General features: G+C 70.4%; 13 protein-coding genes and 2 pseudogenes. 5 read left to right on the top strand and 10 right to left on the bottom strand.

The genetic code is table 11. The features are described 5' to 3' along the window. Window positions 1–62: 62 nt before the first annotated feature. The 7 genes from HS048_RS38990 to HS048_RS29755 form a co-directional block, all read right to left on the bottom strand. A complete protein-coding gene (locus HS048_RS38990) occupies window positions 63–2,513 on the bottom strand; it encodes a type IV secretory system conjugative DNA transfer family protein (protein ID WP_196469326.1) in 2,451 nt (816 codons plus the stop codon). Continuing rightward, window positions 2,510–4,285 carry a VirB4 family type IV secretion system protein gene (locus HS048_RS29780; protein WP_230881927.1) on the bottom strand — a complete coding sequence of 592 codons (1,776 nt, stop codon included), beginning with the start codon at window positions 4,283–4,285 and terminating at the stop codon, window positions 2,510–2,512. Before HS048_RS29780 ends, HS048_RS38990 begins: the two co-directional genes overlap by 4 nt. Further along, entirely contained in the window at window positions 4,282–5,229 is a 948-nt protein-coding gene (locus HS048_RS29775; protein ID WP_196469325.1) for a PrgI family protein, read from the bottom strand. Before HS048_RS29775 ends, HS048_RS29780 begins: the two co-directional genes overlap by 4 nt. Beyond that, window positions 5,226–6,818 carry a hypothetical protein gene (locus HS048_RS29770; RefSeq protein WP_196469324.1) on the bottom strand — a complete coding sequence of 531 codons (1,593 nt, stop codon included), beginning with the start codon at window positions 6,816–6,818 and terminating at the stop codon, window positions 5,226–5,228. The genes HS048_RS29775 and HS048_RS29770 overlap by 4 nt, the downstream gene beginning before the upstream one ends. 56 nt (window positions 6,819–6,874) lie before the next feature. Next, complete coding sequence (locus HS048_RS29765) at window positions 6,875–7,237, bottom strand: pilin (RefSeq protein ID WP_230881926.1); 363 nt, start codon at window positions 7,235–7,237, stop codon at window positions 6,875–6,877. Window positions 7,238–7,483: 246 nt separating this feature from the next. Continuing rightward, window positions 7,484–8,272 carry a hypothetical protein gene (locus tag HS048_RS29760; protein ID WP_196469323.1) on the bottom strand — a complete coding sequence of 263 codons (789 nt, stop codon included), beginning with the start codon at window positions 8,270–8,272 and terminating at the stop codon, window positions 7,484–7,486. Between the two features lie 376 nt (window positions 8,273–8,648). Continuing rightward, window positions 8,649–9,566, bottom strand: coding sequence for a DUF5655 domain-containing protein (locus HS048_RS29755; protein ID WP_196469322.1), 918 nt, complete (start codon window positions 9,564–9,566; stop codon window positions 8,649–8,651). Between the two features lie 337 nt (window positions 9,567–9,903). On the opposite strand from HS048_RS29755, the gene HS048_RS29750 reads away from it, so the two are divergent. The 4 genes from HS048_RS29750 (at window position 9,904) to xerC (ending at window position 13,591) form a co-directional block, all read left to right on the top strand. Beyond that, window positions 9,904–10,695 carry a hypothetical protein gene (locus HS048_RS29750; protein WP_196469321.1) on the top strand — a complete coding sequence of 264 codons (792 nt, stop codon included), beginning with the start codon at window positions 9,904–9,906 and terminating at the stop codon, window positions 10,693–10,695. After that, window positions 10,692–11,582, top strand: coding sequence for a TRM11 family methyltransferase (locus HS048_RS29745; protein ID WP_230881925.1), 891 nt, complete (start codon window positions 10,692–10,694; stop codon window positions 11,580–11,582). The genes HS048_RS29750 and HS048_RS29745 overlap by 4 nt, the downstream gene beginning before the upstream one ends. A 214-nt stretch (window positions 11,583–11,796) precedes the next feature. Beyond that, window positions 11,797–12,030 carry a helix-turn-helix domain-containing protein gene (locus HS048_RS29740; RefSeq protein ID WP_196469320.1) on the top strand — a complete coding sequence of 78 codons (234 nt, stop codon included), beginning with the start codon at window positions 11,797–11,799 and terminating at the stop codon, window positions 12,028–12,030. Then, window positions 12,023–13,591 carry a tyrosine recombinase XerC gene (xerC, locus tag HS048_RS29735; RefSeq protein ID WP_196469319.1) on the top strand — a complete coding sequence of 523 codons (1,569 nt, stop codon included), beginning with the start codon at window positions 12,023–12,025 and terminating at the stop codon, window positions 13,589–13,591. Before HS048_RS29740 ends, xerC begins: the two co-directional genes overlap by 8 nt. 471 nt (window positions 13,592–14,062) lie before the next feature. Here xerC and HS048_RS29730 read toward each other — a convergent pair whose 3' ends face one another. Together HS048_RS29730 and HS048_RS37670 are read right to left on the bottom strand one after the other, a co-directional pair. Beyond that, window positions 14,063–14,776, bottom strand: a complete 714-nt coding sequence (locus tag HS048_RS29730) for an ISAs1 family transposase (RefSeq protein WP_230882344.1) — start codon at window positions 14,774–14,776, stop codon at window positions 14,063–14,065. Between the two features lie 65 nt (window positions 14,777–14,841). Next, window positions 14,842–15,207, bottom strand: a pseudogene (locus HS048_RS37670) (transposase family protein); the annotation flags it as partial. Between the two features lie 187 nt (window positions 15,208–15,394). Between HS048_RS37670 and HS048_RS29725 the strand changes: the two are divergent. Continuing rightward, window positions 15,395–15,883 (top strand): annotated as a pseudogene (locus HS048_RS29725) (transposase); the annotation flags it as partial. 52 nt (window positions 15,884–15,935) lie between these two features. On the opposite strand, the gene HS048_RS29720 reads toward HS048_RS29725, so the two are convergent. Then, on the bottom strand, window positions 15,936–16,529 hold the full coding sequence (locus HS048_RS29720) for a DUF6461 domain-containing protein (RefSeq protein ID WP_196469317.1): 594 nt from the start codon (window positions 16,527–16,529) through the stop codon (window positions 15,936–15,938). Between the last annotated feature and the right edge of the window lie 21 nt (window positions 16,530–16,550).

Here is a 16,550-nt window from a genome sequence, read left to right as displayed (position 1 = left end):
TCATCTCCTTGGTGGTCTAGGTGGTGCGGTGGCGGGCCGGTCTACGGCTGTGGTGGGCGGGTCTACTGGCCGTGGTGGGTAGCGCGCGGGTCGTTTCCGGCGGCTCTCCGCCTGCGCTTGCGCTCCGCTCCACCGGTCGGGGCCGGTACGGAGAACCGCTCGCGGGACGCCCGCCGTACGGCCTGCTCCCGCCCGGAGACCACGGGAGGCAGCGGGCGGGTCCGCAGGGTGAAGGCCGGGGTCTGCCGACCGGCGACGACCAGCCGGGCGGCGGCCTGGAAGGCCCCGAGGTGGATGAGGTCGTGCGGGGTGATCAGCGGCGCGGTGTGGGCCTTGAGGTCGCTGGCGTCCTTCGGCGAGGCCGCGAAATAGATCTTGTTTCGGGCGTCGGCGGACAGCGCCTCGCGCAGGTCGGCGGGGAGCTGGTCCAGGTGCTGGTGGGCCAGGACCAGCGAGAGCCGGTATCCCCGGGCCTCGGCGAGCACGTCGTTGATGTGGCCGGGCAGGTTGAGGAAGTTGTGGCACTCGTCGATGTACAGGGCCGCGTCCGCCCGGTCGGCCTCGGCGAGCCGGGCGCGGCCGGTGGCGGCCTGCCAGGTGTGGGCGAGCAGGACCGACCCGAACAGGCGGGCGGCGTCGTCACCGAGGATGCCCTTGGGCAGGCGCGCGAGCACCAGGCCGCCGTCGTTCAGCAGCTGCCCGACGGGCACGGTCGTGCTCGGGCTGGCCAGAGCGTGCCGGATGAACGGGCGCAGCAGGACGGCGCGCAGCTTGTTCATCACCGGCCCGATCACGGTCGCCTGCCCCGCCGGGGTGAGCGCCTGGTACGACTCCCAGAAACCGGCCAGCAGCTCGTCGTCCAGCCGCGCGGTGATCCGGGCGCGGTAGGCCGAGTCGGTCAGCAGCCGGGGCACGTCGGCCAGCGTCGCCCGCTGCCCGAGCACCTTGGTCAGCGTCAGGCAGGTGGAGCGGAGCAGGTCGTCGACCCGCGGTCCCCAGGCCGAGGAGAAGCACCGGTGGAAGATGGTGACGATCGAGTCGACCGCGAAGGCCGGGTCGGGTCCGGCCAGCACGTTGATCGCCGGAGGCCGGGCGGCGTCCTGCGGGTCGAAGACGACCGTCCGGCCGATCGCCGCGCTCGGCAGCCGCGCCAGCACGTCGGTGATCAGGTCGCCTTTCGGGTCGATGACGAGCGCTCCCCGGCCCGCCTCGGCGTCGGCGAGCACCAGGTTGGCCAGCAGGGTGGATTTGCCGACGCCGGTTCCGCCCAGCACGTGCACGTGGTGGCGGGCGTCGGCGACCGGCATCGCCACCGGCCGCGCAGGGCCGCTGTCGGCGTCCCCCAGGACCCGTACCGGCCCGGCGGCCGATCCGCGCGGCACGGCCGGTGAGGGGGCGACAGGGCGCGCTCCGGCACGGGTGATACCGGGGGCGTCGGCGTCCCAGGGCAGGTGGGCGAGCGCGGCCAGCTCGCCCGCCGACAGCAGGTGACCCGCGTCCAGCCGCCGGGAGACCAGCACCTTCGCCGGGCGCAGCAGGCGGCGCCGGCGCAGGTACTGGTGGCCGGAGGAGAACAGGGCGAAGGCCCCGGCCAGGGTGTGCGCCTGCCCGCGCAGCCACCCCGAGACGGGGCGGGTCGTGAGGGTGGAGGCGACCGCGTAGCGGACGGCCACCTGGTAGCGGGGCTGGCTGGCCTTGGCCAGGATGGCGCGGACCTGCTCGGCCCGCTCGGGGAACATCCGCGCCAGCTCGCCGGGGCGGTCGTGGCCGGACATCGGGGCGAGCTCGTCCAGGACCTGCCCGATGGGGCTGGCGGTCCTGGCTCCGCGCAGGGCCGCCGCCGCGCGGTGCGCCCGCCGCAGACGCCGCCCGGTGGTCGGCCGGGCCAGGATCTGCACCAGTGCCTGCTCACCGGTGCGCAGGCCGCTCATGGCGGTCAGCAGCGAGCGCACCGGGTCGGCGTGGTGGTCGGTCTTGAGCGGGAGGTGCTCGCTGCGGCTGAGCACCAGCCGGCCGCCGGCCACTCTGGCTGCTTCCGGGAGAGGCGAGGTCGCCGGTCCGGTGGTGAGGGCGGCACCGGGCCACGCGGCCTCGACGGCCTTCTCCACCATGCCGGGCGGGACGCCGCCGGGCACCCACAAACGGATGCGGACGCCGGACTCATCCCCGGCGTACTCCCAGACCAGGTGCGGCTGCCCGGCGGCCAGGCGCTTCCAGGCCGGGCGGAGCAGACCGGCGAGCTGGTTCCAGAACACCAGCGCGCCCTTGGGGTCGGCCTGCGGCGGGGACGAGATCTCCACCAGCCGCGCCCCGGGCTCCAGCCTCGCGTGCCGGAACCGCCCCACCAGGCGGCGGGCCGCAGCCAGCGCCGAAAGTCCGGCGACGGCGGCGGCCCCGGCCTGCCAGCCGTACACCAGGAGGAACTCCGGCAGCCGGGCCGGAAGCTCCCGCAGGAAACCGAGGACGGTCTCGACGTCCCGGCCGTCGAGACCGCACAGCAGGCACGCGCTCACAGCGGATCGCCCTCCTCGTCGTCGAACGGGGCGAACGGCGCCTCGGCCGGTTCCAGGTGGACCAGCTCGGCCGGGTCGCTGGTGATGAGCGCGGACTCGGCGTCGGAGGCGACGACCTGGAAGGCGACCCGGCTGGCCGGGCCGGCGACCATGAGCGCCTCGCCTCGCTCCGCGGTGAGCAGGAACTGCCGCTCGCCCTCCGACAGGCCGAAGGCGTCCCCGACCGCGCCGATCGCCTGCGGCGCCTGCCGGAGCAGAATCTGGCTTGCGGCGTTGGCCACGATGGCCTGCCCGAGATCGGATCCGAGCAGGTCGGCGGCGTCCTGGGTGACGACGGCGAGCCCGGCCCAGTGCTTGCGGGCGGCCTTGGCCATCCGGAACAGGAACCTCGCGCCCTCGGCCTCGCGCATGAGCAGCCACGCCTCGTCCACCACGACGAGCCGTCTGCGCCGTTCGCGCGGGTTGGCCACCCGCCGCCAGATCGCGTCCAGCGCCAGCAGCGTGCCGACCGACTTGACCTCGTCCGGCAGGTCCCGCAGGGAGAAGACGAGCAGGTGCCCGGACGGGGCCGTGGTGGTCGGCCCGTCGAACAGCTCCCGGTAGGAGCCGGTCACGTACGGCGCGAGCTGCGCGGCCAGCTCCGCCCCCGGGGCGTCGGCGGCGAGCGCGGAGACGAGGTCGGCCAGCAGCGGGGCGGGGCGGGTCCAGCTCTTCGGATCGCGGGTGATGCCCGCGCAGGCGTAGGCGGCCAGCACCGCCGCATCCAGCGCCGCCCGCGCCTGCGCGGACAGCGGCTGGCCGACCATCGTGGCGACGAGGGTCTGCAGGAACATGGCCCGACGGGCGAGCACGTCGTCGTGCGGGCCGTTCCTGGCGGGCAGGTCGAGTGGGTTCCACCGCACCCCTGCCGCGCCCAGCCGCAGGTGGGTGCCGCCGACCGCGCGGGCCAGCCGGGCGTACTCGTCCTCGGGGTCCACGACCGCCACCTCGACGCCCTGGTACAGCAGCCGCAGCGTCTCCAGCTTGGTGAAGAAGCTCTTGCCGGCGCCGGAGCGGGCCAGCACGACGGAGTTGTGGTTGTCCTGCGCGAAGCGGTCCCACAGCACCACGCCCGAGCCGCTCATGCCGTACAGCACCGCCGTGTCCCCGGCCGGGGCGGCCAGGTCGGGGGAGGTGAACGGGAAGGCGGCGGCCAGCGCGGTGGTGTCGAAGCTGCGCCGCAACCGCAGGGCGTCGGCGGCCAGCGGCAGGGACGTGACCCAGCCCTGCAGCGCGCGGAAGGTCGTCGGCTGGGCGTCCAGCAGCAGGGAAGCGGCCAGCGCCTGGACCCGCTCGACCTCGGCCTCCAGCTCCTGCTCGGTGGCGGCGTGGACGGTGAGATACAGGCCGACCGCGAACAGGCGGCCGTGGCCCCGGGCGAGGCTGGCGGCCAGGTCGGTCGCGTCGTCGGCGGCGGCCTCGGTGGCGAAATCGGCCAGCCGCCCGTGCTCGGTGTCGGAGCGGCTGGCCGACTCCAGGCGGGCGAGCTGGCGGCGCAGCCGCATCGCCGCCACCGCCTGCGGGATCGGCTCGACGTGCAAGGAGACGTCCAGGCGGCCCGGGTAGGTCAGCAGCGGCTCCAGCCAGCCCGCGCCCACCTCGCGCGGGTAGCCCACCACCGCGAAGGAGGCGGCGAGACCGCCGGGGAAGGCGAGGGCCCGCGCGCCGACGCGCAGCGCGCCGGGATGCGTCATCGTGCTCGCGGACACCTCGCGGCTGCGGCGCAGTCTCATCGATCCTCCTTGAAGGTGATCAGCTCGTCGGGCAGGGCGACCGGGGCCGGATGCCAGGTCCCGGGATCGAGGCACTCGGTCAGCACCTGGCCGGCGGCAGCGGCGTCCAGCACGGTCGCGGTGACGCCGAGCGCGGCCAGCGCCCGCTCCGCCTCGGCGGCGCGGCGCAGCACCACCGCGGCCGAGGCGTCCCGGGAAGGCCTGCGCTGCCCCTGCGCCGCAGGCGGGTCCCGCAGGACGACGAGGACCTGGCGGCCCAGCAGGTCCCGCGAGGCGTTCAAGCAGGACAGGAACGCCAGATGCTCGGCAGCGGCCTGCTCCAGCGCCGGGTGCGGCAGCTCCGGTGCCCGCCGCTCGACCATCTCGATCAGACCGGTCAGATCCACCGGCCGGGCGCGCACCAGGACCTGTGCGGGCGCGTCCAAGGAGTTGAGCCACCGGCCGAACGCCCCCACCAGCGCCGCCTGCTCCGGGGCCGTGCGCAGGTGGAAGGAGAGGGCGGAGGTCTCCACCAGCACCGCCGTGCCGCCGTCGGCCAGCTCCAGCGCCCCGTCGGTGCGGATCGCCCGGACCGGCAGCCGCAGTGGAGCGGGCAGTTTCCCGCGCAGGCGGCACCAGCGCGGCGGGGCCGCGACCCCCTCGGGTGCGGCCACCAGGTCCTTGCGCGAACGCAGGAACACCAGGGAGGCCAGGACGAACCGGTCCAGGGTGAGCCCGTCCCGGCGACCGAGGGCGATTACCGCCCCCAGGGCCAGCAGCGGCAGCAGCACCGCCGCGAGCATCAGGACCGGCAGCACCTGGTGGAAGGCGTAGTAGACGGCGGAGGCGAGCGCACCGGTGACGGCCAGGACAACGATCTGCCGAAGCGTTAGCCCGTAGGCGAGCTTGTCGGGGCGGGCGATGTCGGCGGGAATCCGGGTGATCAGCGGCTCGGCGTCGTTCATCGCTTATCCCTTCTCGGCATCCGGCGGGGCGGGGGATCGAGCCGCAGGTGCAGCTGGCGGGGACGGGACGGGCGGGTCGGCATCCCCGGCAGCCGGTCCTGCACGTACGGCGGGCGCGGGCGGATCCACGGCCCGGTCGGCGGCGGGACCGGTGCGGGTGCCGGGGCGCGTGGCACCCGGGTCACCGGGAACGGCAAGGCGAGCTGGCGTCCCCGCCGGTCAGGAAGGCCGAGCGGGAGCTGGAGCTGCTGAGGCCAGGGCGGCCAGGGACTCGTGGACGGCCGTGGCGGGCTCGGCGGAGCGGTCGAGCTGGACGGATTCATCGTCGGGTTTCCTCCGGAAGTGCGCGGCCCACCGGGGGAAGGCCGCGGAGAAGGAGAGGGCGGGGAGGCGGGGCGCGGGCCGGTGCCCTTCGGGCCGCGCCCGGGAGCTCCGCCACCTGCGGGACCACCGCCACCGCGCCGAGGAGACCGGCCGCGCCCGGCGGATGCGAGCTGCCGAGAGGACTTCGAGGCGGAAGCGGCTCTGGTCGAGCGGAGCGCGCCACCGACCGCGCCGAGGGTCTTGTAGGCGACCACAGCCTTGACCATCCGCATCAGCAACTGCGGCCTGGCCTGCTGCCAGACGCTGCGGGCCACCCATCCGGGAATCTTGATCAGCACGTACAGCAGGCCGATCAGGATCAGCACGTCGAGGGCATCGGTGACTGTGGTCTGGTTCGCCGACGCGGTGATGCCGCCGGGAGTGAAGGCGTCCTCGGAGTCGGTCAGGTGGACGGTGAACGCGAGGATGAGCACCAGCGCCTGGAGCACCTGCATCAGCAGCACGCCGACGAACCCGCGCCACCACAGCTTGGCGACGCCCTCGGTCTGCGGCAGCGCGTGGCACAGCAGCGCCAGCGGCGCGGAGATGATCAGGAAGAGCAGCAGGGTGACGCGGATGATCGCGATGAACGCCAGGAGCGTGCCCATCAGCACCGTGACTCCGGCGATCACCACGAGGTAGAGCACGGTGCCGTCCGGGTCACGCACGATGTCCAGCACCTTGCCCGCCAACAGGTTTCCGGCCCGCTCGGCGCTCACGCCGTCCCCCAGCAGCCCCGCAACCAGGCCGTTGGCGAGCTGGACCGCGTACTCCGACACAGTCAGCGACCCGTTGACCAGGATCACCGCCACCACCAGGCGCGGAGCGACCTCCTTGGCGGTGGTGGAGGTCTGCGCGCTGCCGTACGCCATGACGATCACTCCGCCCGCCAGGACGAACAGCATCAGCAGCGCGTTGGCCACCACGGTGACCTGGCCGGTCAGCTCCCGCACCCGAGATAGGAACGAGGGCGGCGGAGACGACAGCAGGGTCCGGCTGACCAGGCTGAAGGCCGGGTCGATCGCCTCCTTCACCAGATCGGTGAACCAGCCGTTGACCGCCTCGTTCACCTTGCAGCCGACGTCCAGCAGGCTGCACTCATCGTCCTGCGGCGGTGGTGGGCTGATCCAGCTCACCTGTGGCGACGGGGTCGGAGACGGGGCCGGGTTGGCGAGTGCCGGAGGGACGACCCAGCCGAGCACGGCCACCACGGCGGCGATCACCACGCGGAGAGCTGCGCGGGTGCGGGCCGGTGCCCGACCGAGCGGGCGGCGGGTCACCGCTACGCCCCCACGATGCCTTGGAGGATGTTGACCAGCAGCGGCGCGAGCGCGGCGACGCCGTAGCCGATCCCGGCGTACCGGAGAGTCTTCTTCGCCGCCTCCACCTCGCCGGGATCGCCTCCGGCGAGGATGTAGCGGACTCCGCCGATGGTCAGGAACAGCGTCGCCAGCCCGACCAGCAGGCCGACGATCACATCGCGCAGGTTCTCGATGACCTGGTTGAGCGACGACGGCGCGGCCAGCACCTCGACGGCCGCGCAGGCGACGCCGGTCCAGGCGAACGGGCCGATCACCGAACCGGCTGCGACGGCCAGCGCCGTACAGATGACCCGCCGCCCGGCTGGTCCGCTGGAGAGAGACATGATCACTACCTCCTCGGGTGGTCGCGGAGATCCGCGGATGGAGCAGGTGCGAGAGGGCACGGGCGCCCCGGTCCACCGGCCGGGTGGGCGTCCTCCTTCGGAGCGGTGAAAGTGCCGGTGCCGGTGGCGACAGGGACCGGTGGCCGGGATGCGGCTCGGCGGATCCGGGAGCGCCCGCGCTGCCCTCGCACTTGTGGAAAGACTTGGGATGAGGGCCGGGATAGGACACGGCCCGCCGGAAATCGATCAGGCGTCGAAGCGGGACAGCTCGCCGCTGACGAGGGCCGCGACCAGGCGAGCTTCGGCGCGCTGGCGGCGCTTGAGCGTGGCCCAGTAGTCCAGGCCGTGCCGTCGGCAGTAGACGCTCAACGGGATGTTCTCCATCCGGGTGACGCCGAGGAGCTCCGCCATGTCAGCGGTGATCACCTTCTGGCGCACCGCGCCGGCCAGCAGCAGGTCCACGTGGCCGTCCGGGTAGGCGAGGCTCGACTCCCCGACAGGGTCGGGCTCCGGTACGGCCTGCGGCTCGTCGGCGGGATGGGCGCGCAGCACCGCGGCCTGCGTCAGCCTCGCCAGCCGCAGCGTCGGATGCGTCCAGACGAGGTTGACCCGGCCGAGCGCCTCCATGAAGCAGGTCAGGACGTCGGCCTCGAGGTCCTCGCGCTCCCTGGTGATCCTCTCGCTCAGCCCTCTGGCCAGGCGGCGCAGCATGGGCATCGCCACGGCCACCGCCGCGACCATCCACGCCCCTCGGTGCGTGCGGGCCTGCGTCACCAGATGACGCCAGACCTCGTCCCGGGTGACCCGCCCGCAGGACGGGTGGAGCAGGATCGCCCGCAGCTCGTCCAGCGGGATGGGCCGGGCGGGAAGGCCCAGGCCGAGCGCCACTCCGTCGACGGACAGCGGTTCCGGTCCCGCCATGAGCAGCCGGAACGCTCGCTCCGCGACGTCGAGCGGCAGCTGCGAGGTGCCGGGGTGGTAGGTCTGGGCACCGGAGGAATCAGAAGACTGGCGGTGGGTCTGGGGGTGCGGCATGGCGGCTCCCGATGCGCGGTCGAGTCGGACCCCGCCATGCCGCCAAAGGCCCCGTACAGAACCCGGACGGTTCATGTACGGACATCGGATGCCGTAATGATCCGGGCAAGGCATACACGCCTGCCGGAATCGGTGATGAGCTGCGAAAACGTGGAATCAGACGAGCTCGACGTCGCCGAGCCCTCTGGTCTTCCGGCTCGACGGAAACGCGATGACCTGGGGAAACGTGCCGAACGAGATCCGGAGCTTAAAGGTTCGGGAAAGTGCTGCCAGGTTCGATGCCCGGCATGGTGAATCCGGATGCATCGGATGACGGCTGACCGGATGGCGGAGATGGAACTCGGCGGCAGCGTGCTGCCGGTCACCGTTCGAGAGCTCAGCTCGCTTCGTAACTGAGCTGGATCAGAGGGAGCGCCTTCTCCAGGTCGGCCTGGGCGCGGATGCGGAGCTCCAGGTCACCGGTGCCGTAATGGCCGATGTTCCGGACGTCGCGGCTGAAGCCATCCTCCAGTTTGACGCCGGCCGGGTCGACCTTCACGTAGACCAGGATCGTCTGGGATCTGGGGTGGATCTCGACGCAGGCGAAGTTCTTGATCCGGCGGAAGGCGAAGTAGAACTTCAGGATCTTCTTGGTGACGTCGTCCCCGAGGCCCTCGATGAAGGCCTCCAGCGTGCCGTACAGGTCGGCGAGCGGTTGCGGCGCCTGCGCGAGGGACTCGGTCACGGTCCTCTGTACCGGTGCCGTGCCGCCGGTCTTGGGTGGCGCGCTGCCCGAGGGCTCTCCCACTCCACTGCGGGACGCGACCAGCTCAAGGGCCAGCAGTTCGCCGTCGAAGTCGCGATACCGGACCAGCTCGATCGACCGGTTCATCTGCATGATCGCGTGCTCGTCGTAGCGGTTGAAGGCGCCGGCGACGCACACCAGCCGGGGATTGCTCCAGTCGATCACCTCCGCGGCCTGCGCTCCGAGCTTCCGCATGACCAGCAGCTTGAACTCGCCCCGGTGGTCGAGGAGCCAATCCAGGTAGAAGAGTCCCTGGTTGATGACGTTCTCGTTGCTGGCGCGCTTGTACTCGAAGATGACCGGGGAGCCGTTCTCGTCGATGCCGAGCGAGTCGATGCGGCCGCGGTGTTTGGCTCCGGTGGAATGCTCCGTCTCCAGGAAACGGACGCCGAACAACGTCTCCATGTTGTTCTCGATCAGGCGCTGGAGCGACACCTCGACGGCGAAGGCATTCCCCTGCAGCTCGGCGGCCTTGCCGTCTTGGATCCGGAACAGCTTCAGATCGCTCACATGCCAAGGGTACCCAGAGAGGGATCTGATCTTCAGAGTCTCGACGCAGCTTGAAGCCGACAGGAGGCGACTCCCGCTCATGCCGGTTACCTGCGAAGGGCCGACCCCTGCCGCGAACTCGCCGCGGAGCTCGATTCGCAACGAGCGACGACCGTCCAGCTCCTGGACGAAAACTGTCCGAAAATGCTCTGACCTGCGATAACGAGTAGGCCGAGGGTTGTGGTGGCCCTTGCAGTCCTCTAGGGTTTCGCCTCCGGCTGTCCCAACCGGTACGCGGCGGCAGGTATTTGCCCAGGTGACAGGGATCAGGTGGTCCGGATGACCGGGCCACATCACCGTGACGACCTCACCCCGCCCCACCGCCGACATCTCCACGACCTCACCGGCGCGACGGCACCTGCCGCTCAGCGTCTGGCTGACCACCGTCCAGTACGAACCGACCGCCTCCTGCTCCAGCGGATGCTGCGTGCCGGTCACCGGCCGGCTCGCCCGCGAGCTGATCAAGGCCTGCACCCGGCTCGGTGACCTCGTCATCGACCTTCAGGCCGACACGCCGGCTGTGGTCTCCGGCGCGCTGTCGCTCGGCCGCCGGATCACCGCCTGCACCACCGACCTCGACCTCGCCGAAGACATCTGGGAGAGCGTGCGCGTCCTCCACCCGGCAGAAGACCTGCCCGGAGCCGACCTGCGCTTCTCCCGGCCGGAGGACACCTACCTGGATCTGTCCCACCTGCAGGGCCGGGCGGCCCTGGTCGTGGCACGCCACACCTGCCAACGCCCCGTTCCCGGCGGCCCGGCGGCCCTGATGAACGCCGCGGCCGAGCCCGCCGCGCTGCTGAAGGCCGGAGGCCATCTGGCGGTCATCACGGGCCTGCGCCGCCAGGACGGCCACGCGCACGACCCGGCCCCGGCACTCGTCCGCCAGGCCCAGGAGGCGGGCCTGGTCTACCTGCAGCACATCGTGGCGCTGCGCATCCCCGCCCGCCCCGACGCCTACCCCACCTCGCCCGCCCAGGCCGCCGCGGCGGCCACCGGCCTCACCGGCACGCCGGAAGTGCCCACGACCCGGCGAGCGCACTGCGACGTCCTGCTGTTCACCAAGCCCCGCCACGGAAAGGAAGCGCGTTGACCGGATCGATCCCGTCGGTATGGGCCACCGGGCAGAAGCCCTCCCGCAGCCAGCGGCTGGGCCGCTACCTGCCCGAGTCGATGCGGCACCCGGGCAAGATGCTGCCCGCCATCGCCGCAAACGTGATCGCCACCTACACCCGCCCCGGCGAGCTGGTCATCGACCCGATGTGCGGGATCGGCACCACCCTCGTCGAGGCCGTCCATCAAGGCCGCGACGCGGCCGGAGTGGAGTACGAGGACGGCTGGGCGCGCCTGGCCGTCGCCAACCTCGCCCACGCCGCCCGCCAGGGCGCGACCGGCACCGGGCGGGTGGTGGCCGCCGACGCCCGCCAGATCCCGCGCGTGCTGCCGGACCTGGCCGGGCAGGCCGCGCTGGTGCTCACCTCCCCGCCGTACGGCTCCCAGACGCACGGGCACGTGCGCTCCACCCGCGACTCCGGGCAGCCGGGCATCTGCAAGTGGAACCACCGCTACTCCCGCGACCGGACCAACCTCGCCCACCAGAGCCTGCCGACCCTGCTGGAGGGCTTCACCCGGATCCTGGCCGGATGCGCGCGGCTGCTGCGCCCCGGCGGCGTAGTAGCGATCACGGTCCGGCCGTTCCGGCAGCGCGGCGAGCTCGTCGACCTGCCCGGCGAGGTGATCACGGCCGGGCAGCAGGCCGGCCTGGTCTTCACCGACCGGATCGTGTGCCTGCTGTGCGGGGTCGGCGAGGACCGGCTGCTGAACCGGTCGTCGTTCTTCCAGCTGCACGAGGCCCGCAAAGCGTGGGAGCGCGGGACGCCGATCCACGCGACCGCCCACGAGGACCTGCTGATCTTCCGCATTCCGCCGGCGGGCGCGACCGCAGGCCAGATGCTGAGCGCGGCGGGGGAGAGGCGATGAGGCGGCTGCGACCGAACCGCCGCTCGCCATCGGCGGTGAACCATCGGATTTCGCTTGACCCGGCCCGGCAAGGCGAGCGTCGATGCTCCCCGCCCCGCGCGGCCACCCGCGCACCGGACAGGCCGGACCACCGTGCGCCGCGCCTGCCCGGCGCGGCGGCCGTGCGGGGCGGGCCAGTGCCGAGCCCGCGCCGCCATCACGATCGGAGGCCGCGATGAGAGCCGGGCTGACGCTGGCGCAGATCCAGCAACTGCCCGCCGTGATCGATCTGGTCACCGCAGGGCGGGCACTCGGACTGGGCCGCACCAAGGCATACCAGCTCGCCCGAGCTGGACGGTTCCCCTGCCGCGTCATCCGGATCGGCAAGAACTACCTGGTGCCCACCACCGGCCTGCTCGCCCTGCTCGACGCCCGCGGCGGCGACACCGAGGAGGACACCGATGGCTGAAGGCTCGACCTTCAAACGCTGCTCCTGCAAGGACGACACCGGAAAAGCCCTCGGGCAGAAATGCCCGAGACTACGCCGCCCCAGCGGCGCCTGGAGCCACCGTCACGGAAGCTGGAACTACCAGCTGGAGCTCCCGCCGACCCGAGACGGCAAACGACGCGGCCCGCTGCGACGGGGCGGCTTCGACTCCCAGGACGCCGCCGAGACCGAACTGGCCCACGCCCGCGAGCTGCTGGCCCTAGCCGACCCGCACGACCCGGTCACCGGCGCACGGATCGCCGACCTGATCAAAAAGACGCTCGCCGAGACCAGGGCCCTGCCCGCCGTCGAGACCGTCCGCCGCAAGATCCGCACCGGCCACGACCTGACCACCGAGATCACGGTGGGGGAGTGGCTGGAGGAGTTCCTCAAGCGCAAGCGCACCATCGAGGAGACCACCCGCCGCTCCTACGAGGGCCACATCCGCCTCTACCTCGCGCCCTACCTCGGACACATCAAGCTGGACCGGCTGAAGGTCAGCGACATCGCCGACATGTTCGACCAGATCACCGAGTTCAACGCCGCCATCACCGAACGCCGCACCAGCGACGACCCACAAGCGCGGGCCGGCGTGAAGCACCGGCGGCCGATCGGAACCTCCACCATGCACAGCATCCGCGCCACCCTGCGCCACGCCCTGAACCTCGCCATCCGCCAAGACCGCTTACTCGACTTCAACCCCGCCGCCGTGCTGGAGATGCCCCCCAAGACCCGGCCCAAGGCGCTGGTGTGGACCGACGCGCGGGTCCGGCGATGGCAGCAGGACTTCCACACCCATCTGGCCGAGGAGAAACGACGCCGCGGCGGACGCCGGGTCGACCCCATCGACGCCTACGTCAGCACACCCCGGCCCTCCCCGGTCATGGTCTGGACCCCCGCCCAGACGCGCCTGTTCCTCGAAGAAGCCGCCCAGCACCGCCTGTTCGCTCTGTACCGGCTGATCGCCCTGCGCGGGCTGCGCCGCGGCGAGGCGTGCGGGCTGCGCTGGAAGGACGTCGACCTGGAGGGCGGGACCGTCACTGTTGCCTGGCAGCTCGTCCAGCTCGCCTGGCAGGTCCACGAGGGCCGGCCCAAGACCGACGCCTCCGAGCGGACCCTGGCCCTGGACGCCGACACCACCGCCATCCTGCGCGCCCACCGCACCCGGCAATACCAGGAGCGCATCGCGCTGGGTGAGGCGTGGAAGGACACCGGGTTCGTCTTCACCCAGCACGACGGCGACCGGCTGCACCCGCAGCACGTCTCCGACCAGTTCCTGTGGCTGGCCTACCAGGCGGGCCTGCCACCGGTCCGGCTGCACGACCTGCGCCACGGCGCCGCCTCGCTCATGCTCGCCGCGGGAGTGGAGATGAAGGTCGTGCAGGAGACGCTCGGCCACACCTCCAGCGCCTTCACCGCCGACACCTACACCAGCGTCTTCCCCGAGGTCGCCCGAGCCGCTGCGGAGAAGACCGCCGCCCTGCTGTCCGAGAACGACACGGATCCCGCGCAGCCCGCCCGCCTGCTGTCCTTCCAACGCTGACCACATCAGCAGAGCTGCTCCCTTGTCCGTCGCACCAGACGGCAGGGGAGCGGCCCTGCTGCGCCTACCGGTCTACATTCATAGATCTTGTGATGCTCGCCGCTTTCGCGATGATCTGTCTGAAGTCACCATGGTCACGTTGGAAATGTCGGAAGTGTGGCGTACGGTGCGGAGTGACGATCGGACTGTCGGCTGGTCTGCAGTCCAACGGTATGAGATGTCGCGGAAGTAGCAGAGCGTTATCATTAGCGCACATCACTCTGATGGGCTTGAAACGCAAACGAGAGGGTGCGTGGGTAGGTGCAGGAGATGATCGGTGGCCGGTACGTGCCGACGCAGGATGCTCCTCGTGATGGTGGCCATGCCCATGCTGAAGGCCACAGATACTGTCTCGGGGAATCCTGTTGCGATCAAGCTTATACAGGGCGTCCCTGACCAGGGCCCCGGCAAAGTCGGCTGAGCATCTTGTGATCATGTGAACCCGAGGATCGGCAGGACCCGGGCGGCGTCCCGGCCGAGGTAGCGGATCGTCTTGGCGAGGTTGCCGGATCCGGACCGGCGGAGCACGCCGATAACGAGATTGCGCAGCCCGGCCATCACCCGGGGCGCGTTGGCGGTACGAACCTGGCAGTGATTTTCACCGAAGGTCGCATCGCGGACCCAGTGCAGCCGGTTCCCGATGCTCCAGTGGCCACGGACCCAGCCGGCCAGCTCGGCAGGAGTGGCCTGCCGGACCGGCACGCTGGTGACGGCGTAGACGGTGACGGTCCGCCACCGGCCCCCGCACAGGCTCCTGACCTGGCGTTTGATCTGCAGGGCCTGGACGGCGTGCGGAAAGCCCAGACCGGCCTTGACCGCGACCGCCTTGAGCGTGCGCCGCTCTTCACGGCCATGGCCCCGGCCGCGCCGCCGGTCGGCGACGGGCACCTTGCGCCACAGCAGTGCTTTGACCTGCGCGTACAGGCTCGGCTGGTTCTGCTTCACGATCACGATGTAGTGGGCGTTCTTCTCCCCGACCAGGAAGTCGGCGTGATCGCGCTGGGTGTGCAGCGCATCAGCGGTGACCACGCAACCGGCCAGATCCAGGTGCTCCAGCAGCGGCCGGAACCGGGTGATCTCGTTGGTCTTGCCGTCCACGCCGGTCTGGGCCAGAACGAGGCCGTCGGCCTGGTCGACGGCCGACAGCAGGTGTACCGCCTCACCGCCTGCGGTGCGGCGGGTGTGCGGTCGGGCCGGTTCAGCCAGGCGGCGACCGCCGCGTCCAGCGCATCGGCGTCGAGCCGGGCGAACGCCCGGCGCAGGGTCGCCTCGTGCGGTGGCCGGTAGCGGCCGGTCAGCCGGTCTTGGCGGACGCCGAGCGCGGCCAGGACCGCCTCGGGGGCGTCGGTGATCCACTCGCCGATCGCGGTGAAGGAGCGTGCTCCAGTCAGCATCGCCGCCGTGGTCACGGCCAGCAGCGAACCGAGCGTATGGCGCACTCCGCGAGGATCACGGGGGTCGGGGATGCGGGCCAAGTGGTCGAGCAGGCCGACGGGGTCGAGGTCAGCGGTCGCGCAGGTCAGGGCCGCGAGTTGGCCCAAGACGGGGGCGATCGGCGATGATATGAGGGCAGGCACGGTCTTCTCTGGTGATCATTAGGCTTCGACAACCACATGATCCCGTAGGCCGTGCCTGTTCGCGTGTCCCGCTCCTGACCGTGTGATCCCCGCGGTGGGCTGTCAACGCCGCCTCTCACGCCCATTCGAATCGGACATCCAGGCATCCGACTCCACTACGCCGGGACCCTGCTTTGCCGGGGCCCTGGTGAAGACCTCCACCAACGTGCCCCTGAACAGCCAGGGAACGGACGCCGCCAAGAAGATCATAGGCCGGAAGCGAGGCATCGTCACAGATGCACTCGGCCTCCTCCTCGCCGTCACCGTCACCGCCGCAAGCCTCTCCGAAAACGCCGTAGGGATACAACTCCTCAACGACGTCAAGAAGATCCACCCGACCATCACTAAAGCCTGGGTTGACACCGGATTCAAGAACGCCGCAGTAGAACACGGAGCCCGCCTCGGAATCGATGTCGAGGTCGTCAATAGAAACCCCCGCGCCCGCGGCTTCCAAGTTGTCAAAAGACGCTGGGTAGTAGAACGCAGCCTCGGCTTGCTTATGTTAAGGCACCGCCTTGCCCGCGATTACGAAGCCCTCCCAGTCAGCTCCGAAGCCATGATCCACATTGCATCGATCAATAACCTCACCAAGCGCATAACAGACGAGAGTACGCCAACCTGGCGAGGCACCTACTAGAACATATGGTGAGTTCTACTCAAATCAAACGCTCTCTGAAGCGGTACAAGTACTAAAAATGTGGCACAGGCCCAACAATGACTCCCAGATGAGGGCGCTGAAGCCACTCCTCATCAAGGCGAATGGAGGTAATGTTTTCGGCTAGCGCGAGTGAGGCCGCCAGCCAATTCTCATTCCACTCGTCAAGCGTAACACCGTTACCAGTCGCCCAGGAAACCTCCGCCTCTTCGGAGTCCATCATTTCAAGCCTCAGCGGATCAAAAGAGTAGAGCAGGTGGCCATGCTTCGCATACTTGAAGTATGCATCATGATTGACAGTCCAGTAGAAGCTAAGCGCGACCCCCTCATGTGAAATTTTTTTCAGCAGACTGGTCGATATCCCGCGACTGCTGGTTGGTTCAATAATTACAGTCCATTCACCCAGCCGATCAAGCAAGATCGCACTATTGCTCTTATCGTCGGGATTCAGATCATATCCGTCTTCATATATGTCTTCGAAATCAGCCTCCCGCACACTTGCTGGGTCTCCACCAAAATAAATAATGCAGTCAGAGAGCGACGAGCCGTTGGTCCAAGTTATGCATGTTGGCTCCTCAAAGATAAGATGTGCCATTGCGTTATATGTATCAAATTCATTGTTCACCATGACCCCCAAAGGAAGAGCGTG

This window comes from Planomonospora sp. ID91781 (assembly GCF_015711595.1).
Taxonomy (GTDB): Bacteria; Actinomycetota; Actinomycetes; order Streptosporangiales; family Streptosporangiaceae; genus Planomonospora; species Planomonospora parontospora.
Note: the sequence above shows the minus strand (reverse complement) of the source record. Positions and strands in the feature narration are given on the sequence as shown.

Bases quoted from the DNA above. Each gene is read 5' to 3' on its own strand.
- HS048_RS29720 (WP_196469317.1), bottom strand. From the start codon at position 16,529: ATGGTGAACAATGAATTTGATACATATAACGCAATGGCACATCTTATC.
- HS048_RS29760 (WP_196469323.1), bottom strand. From the start codon at position 8,272: ATGCCGCACCCCCAGACCCACCGCCAGTCTTCTGATTCCTCCGGTGCC.
- HS048_RS29775 (WP_196469325.1), bottom strand. From the start codon at position 5,229: ATGAACGACGCCGAGCCGCTGATCACCCGGATTCCCGCCGACATCGCC.
- HS048_RS29740 (WP_196469320.1), top strand. From the start codon at position 11,797: ATGAGAGCCGGGCTGACGCTGGCGCAGATCCAGCAACTGCCCGCCGTG.
- HS048_RS29780 (WP_230881927.1), bottom strand. From the start codon at position 4,285: ATGAGACTGCGCCGCAGCCGCGAGGTGTCCGCGAGCACGATGACGCAT.
- HS048_RS29765 (WP_230881926.1), bottom strand. From the start codon at position 7,237: ATGTCTCTCTCCAGCGGACCAGCCGGGCGGCGGGTCATCTGTACGGCG.
- xerC (WP_196469319.1), top strand. From the start codon at position 12,023: ATGGCTGAAGGCTCGACCTTCAAACGCTGCTCCTGCAAGGACGACACC.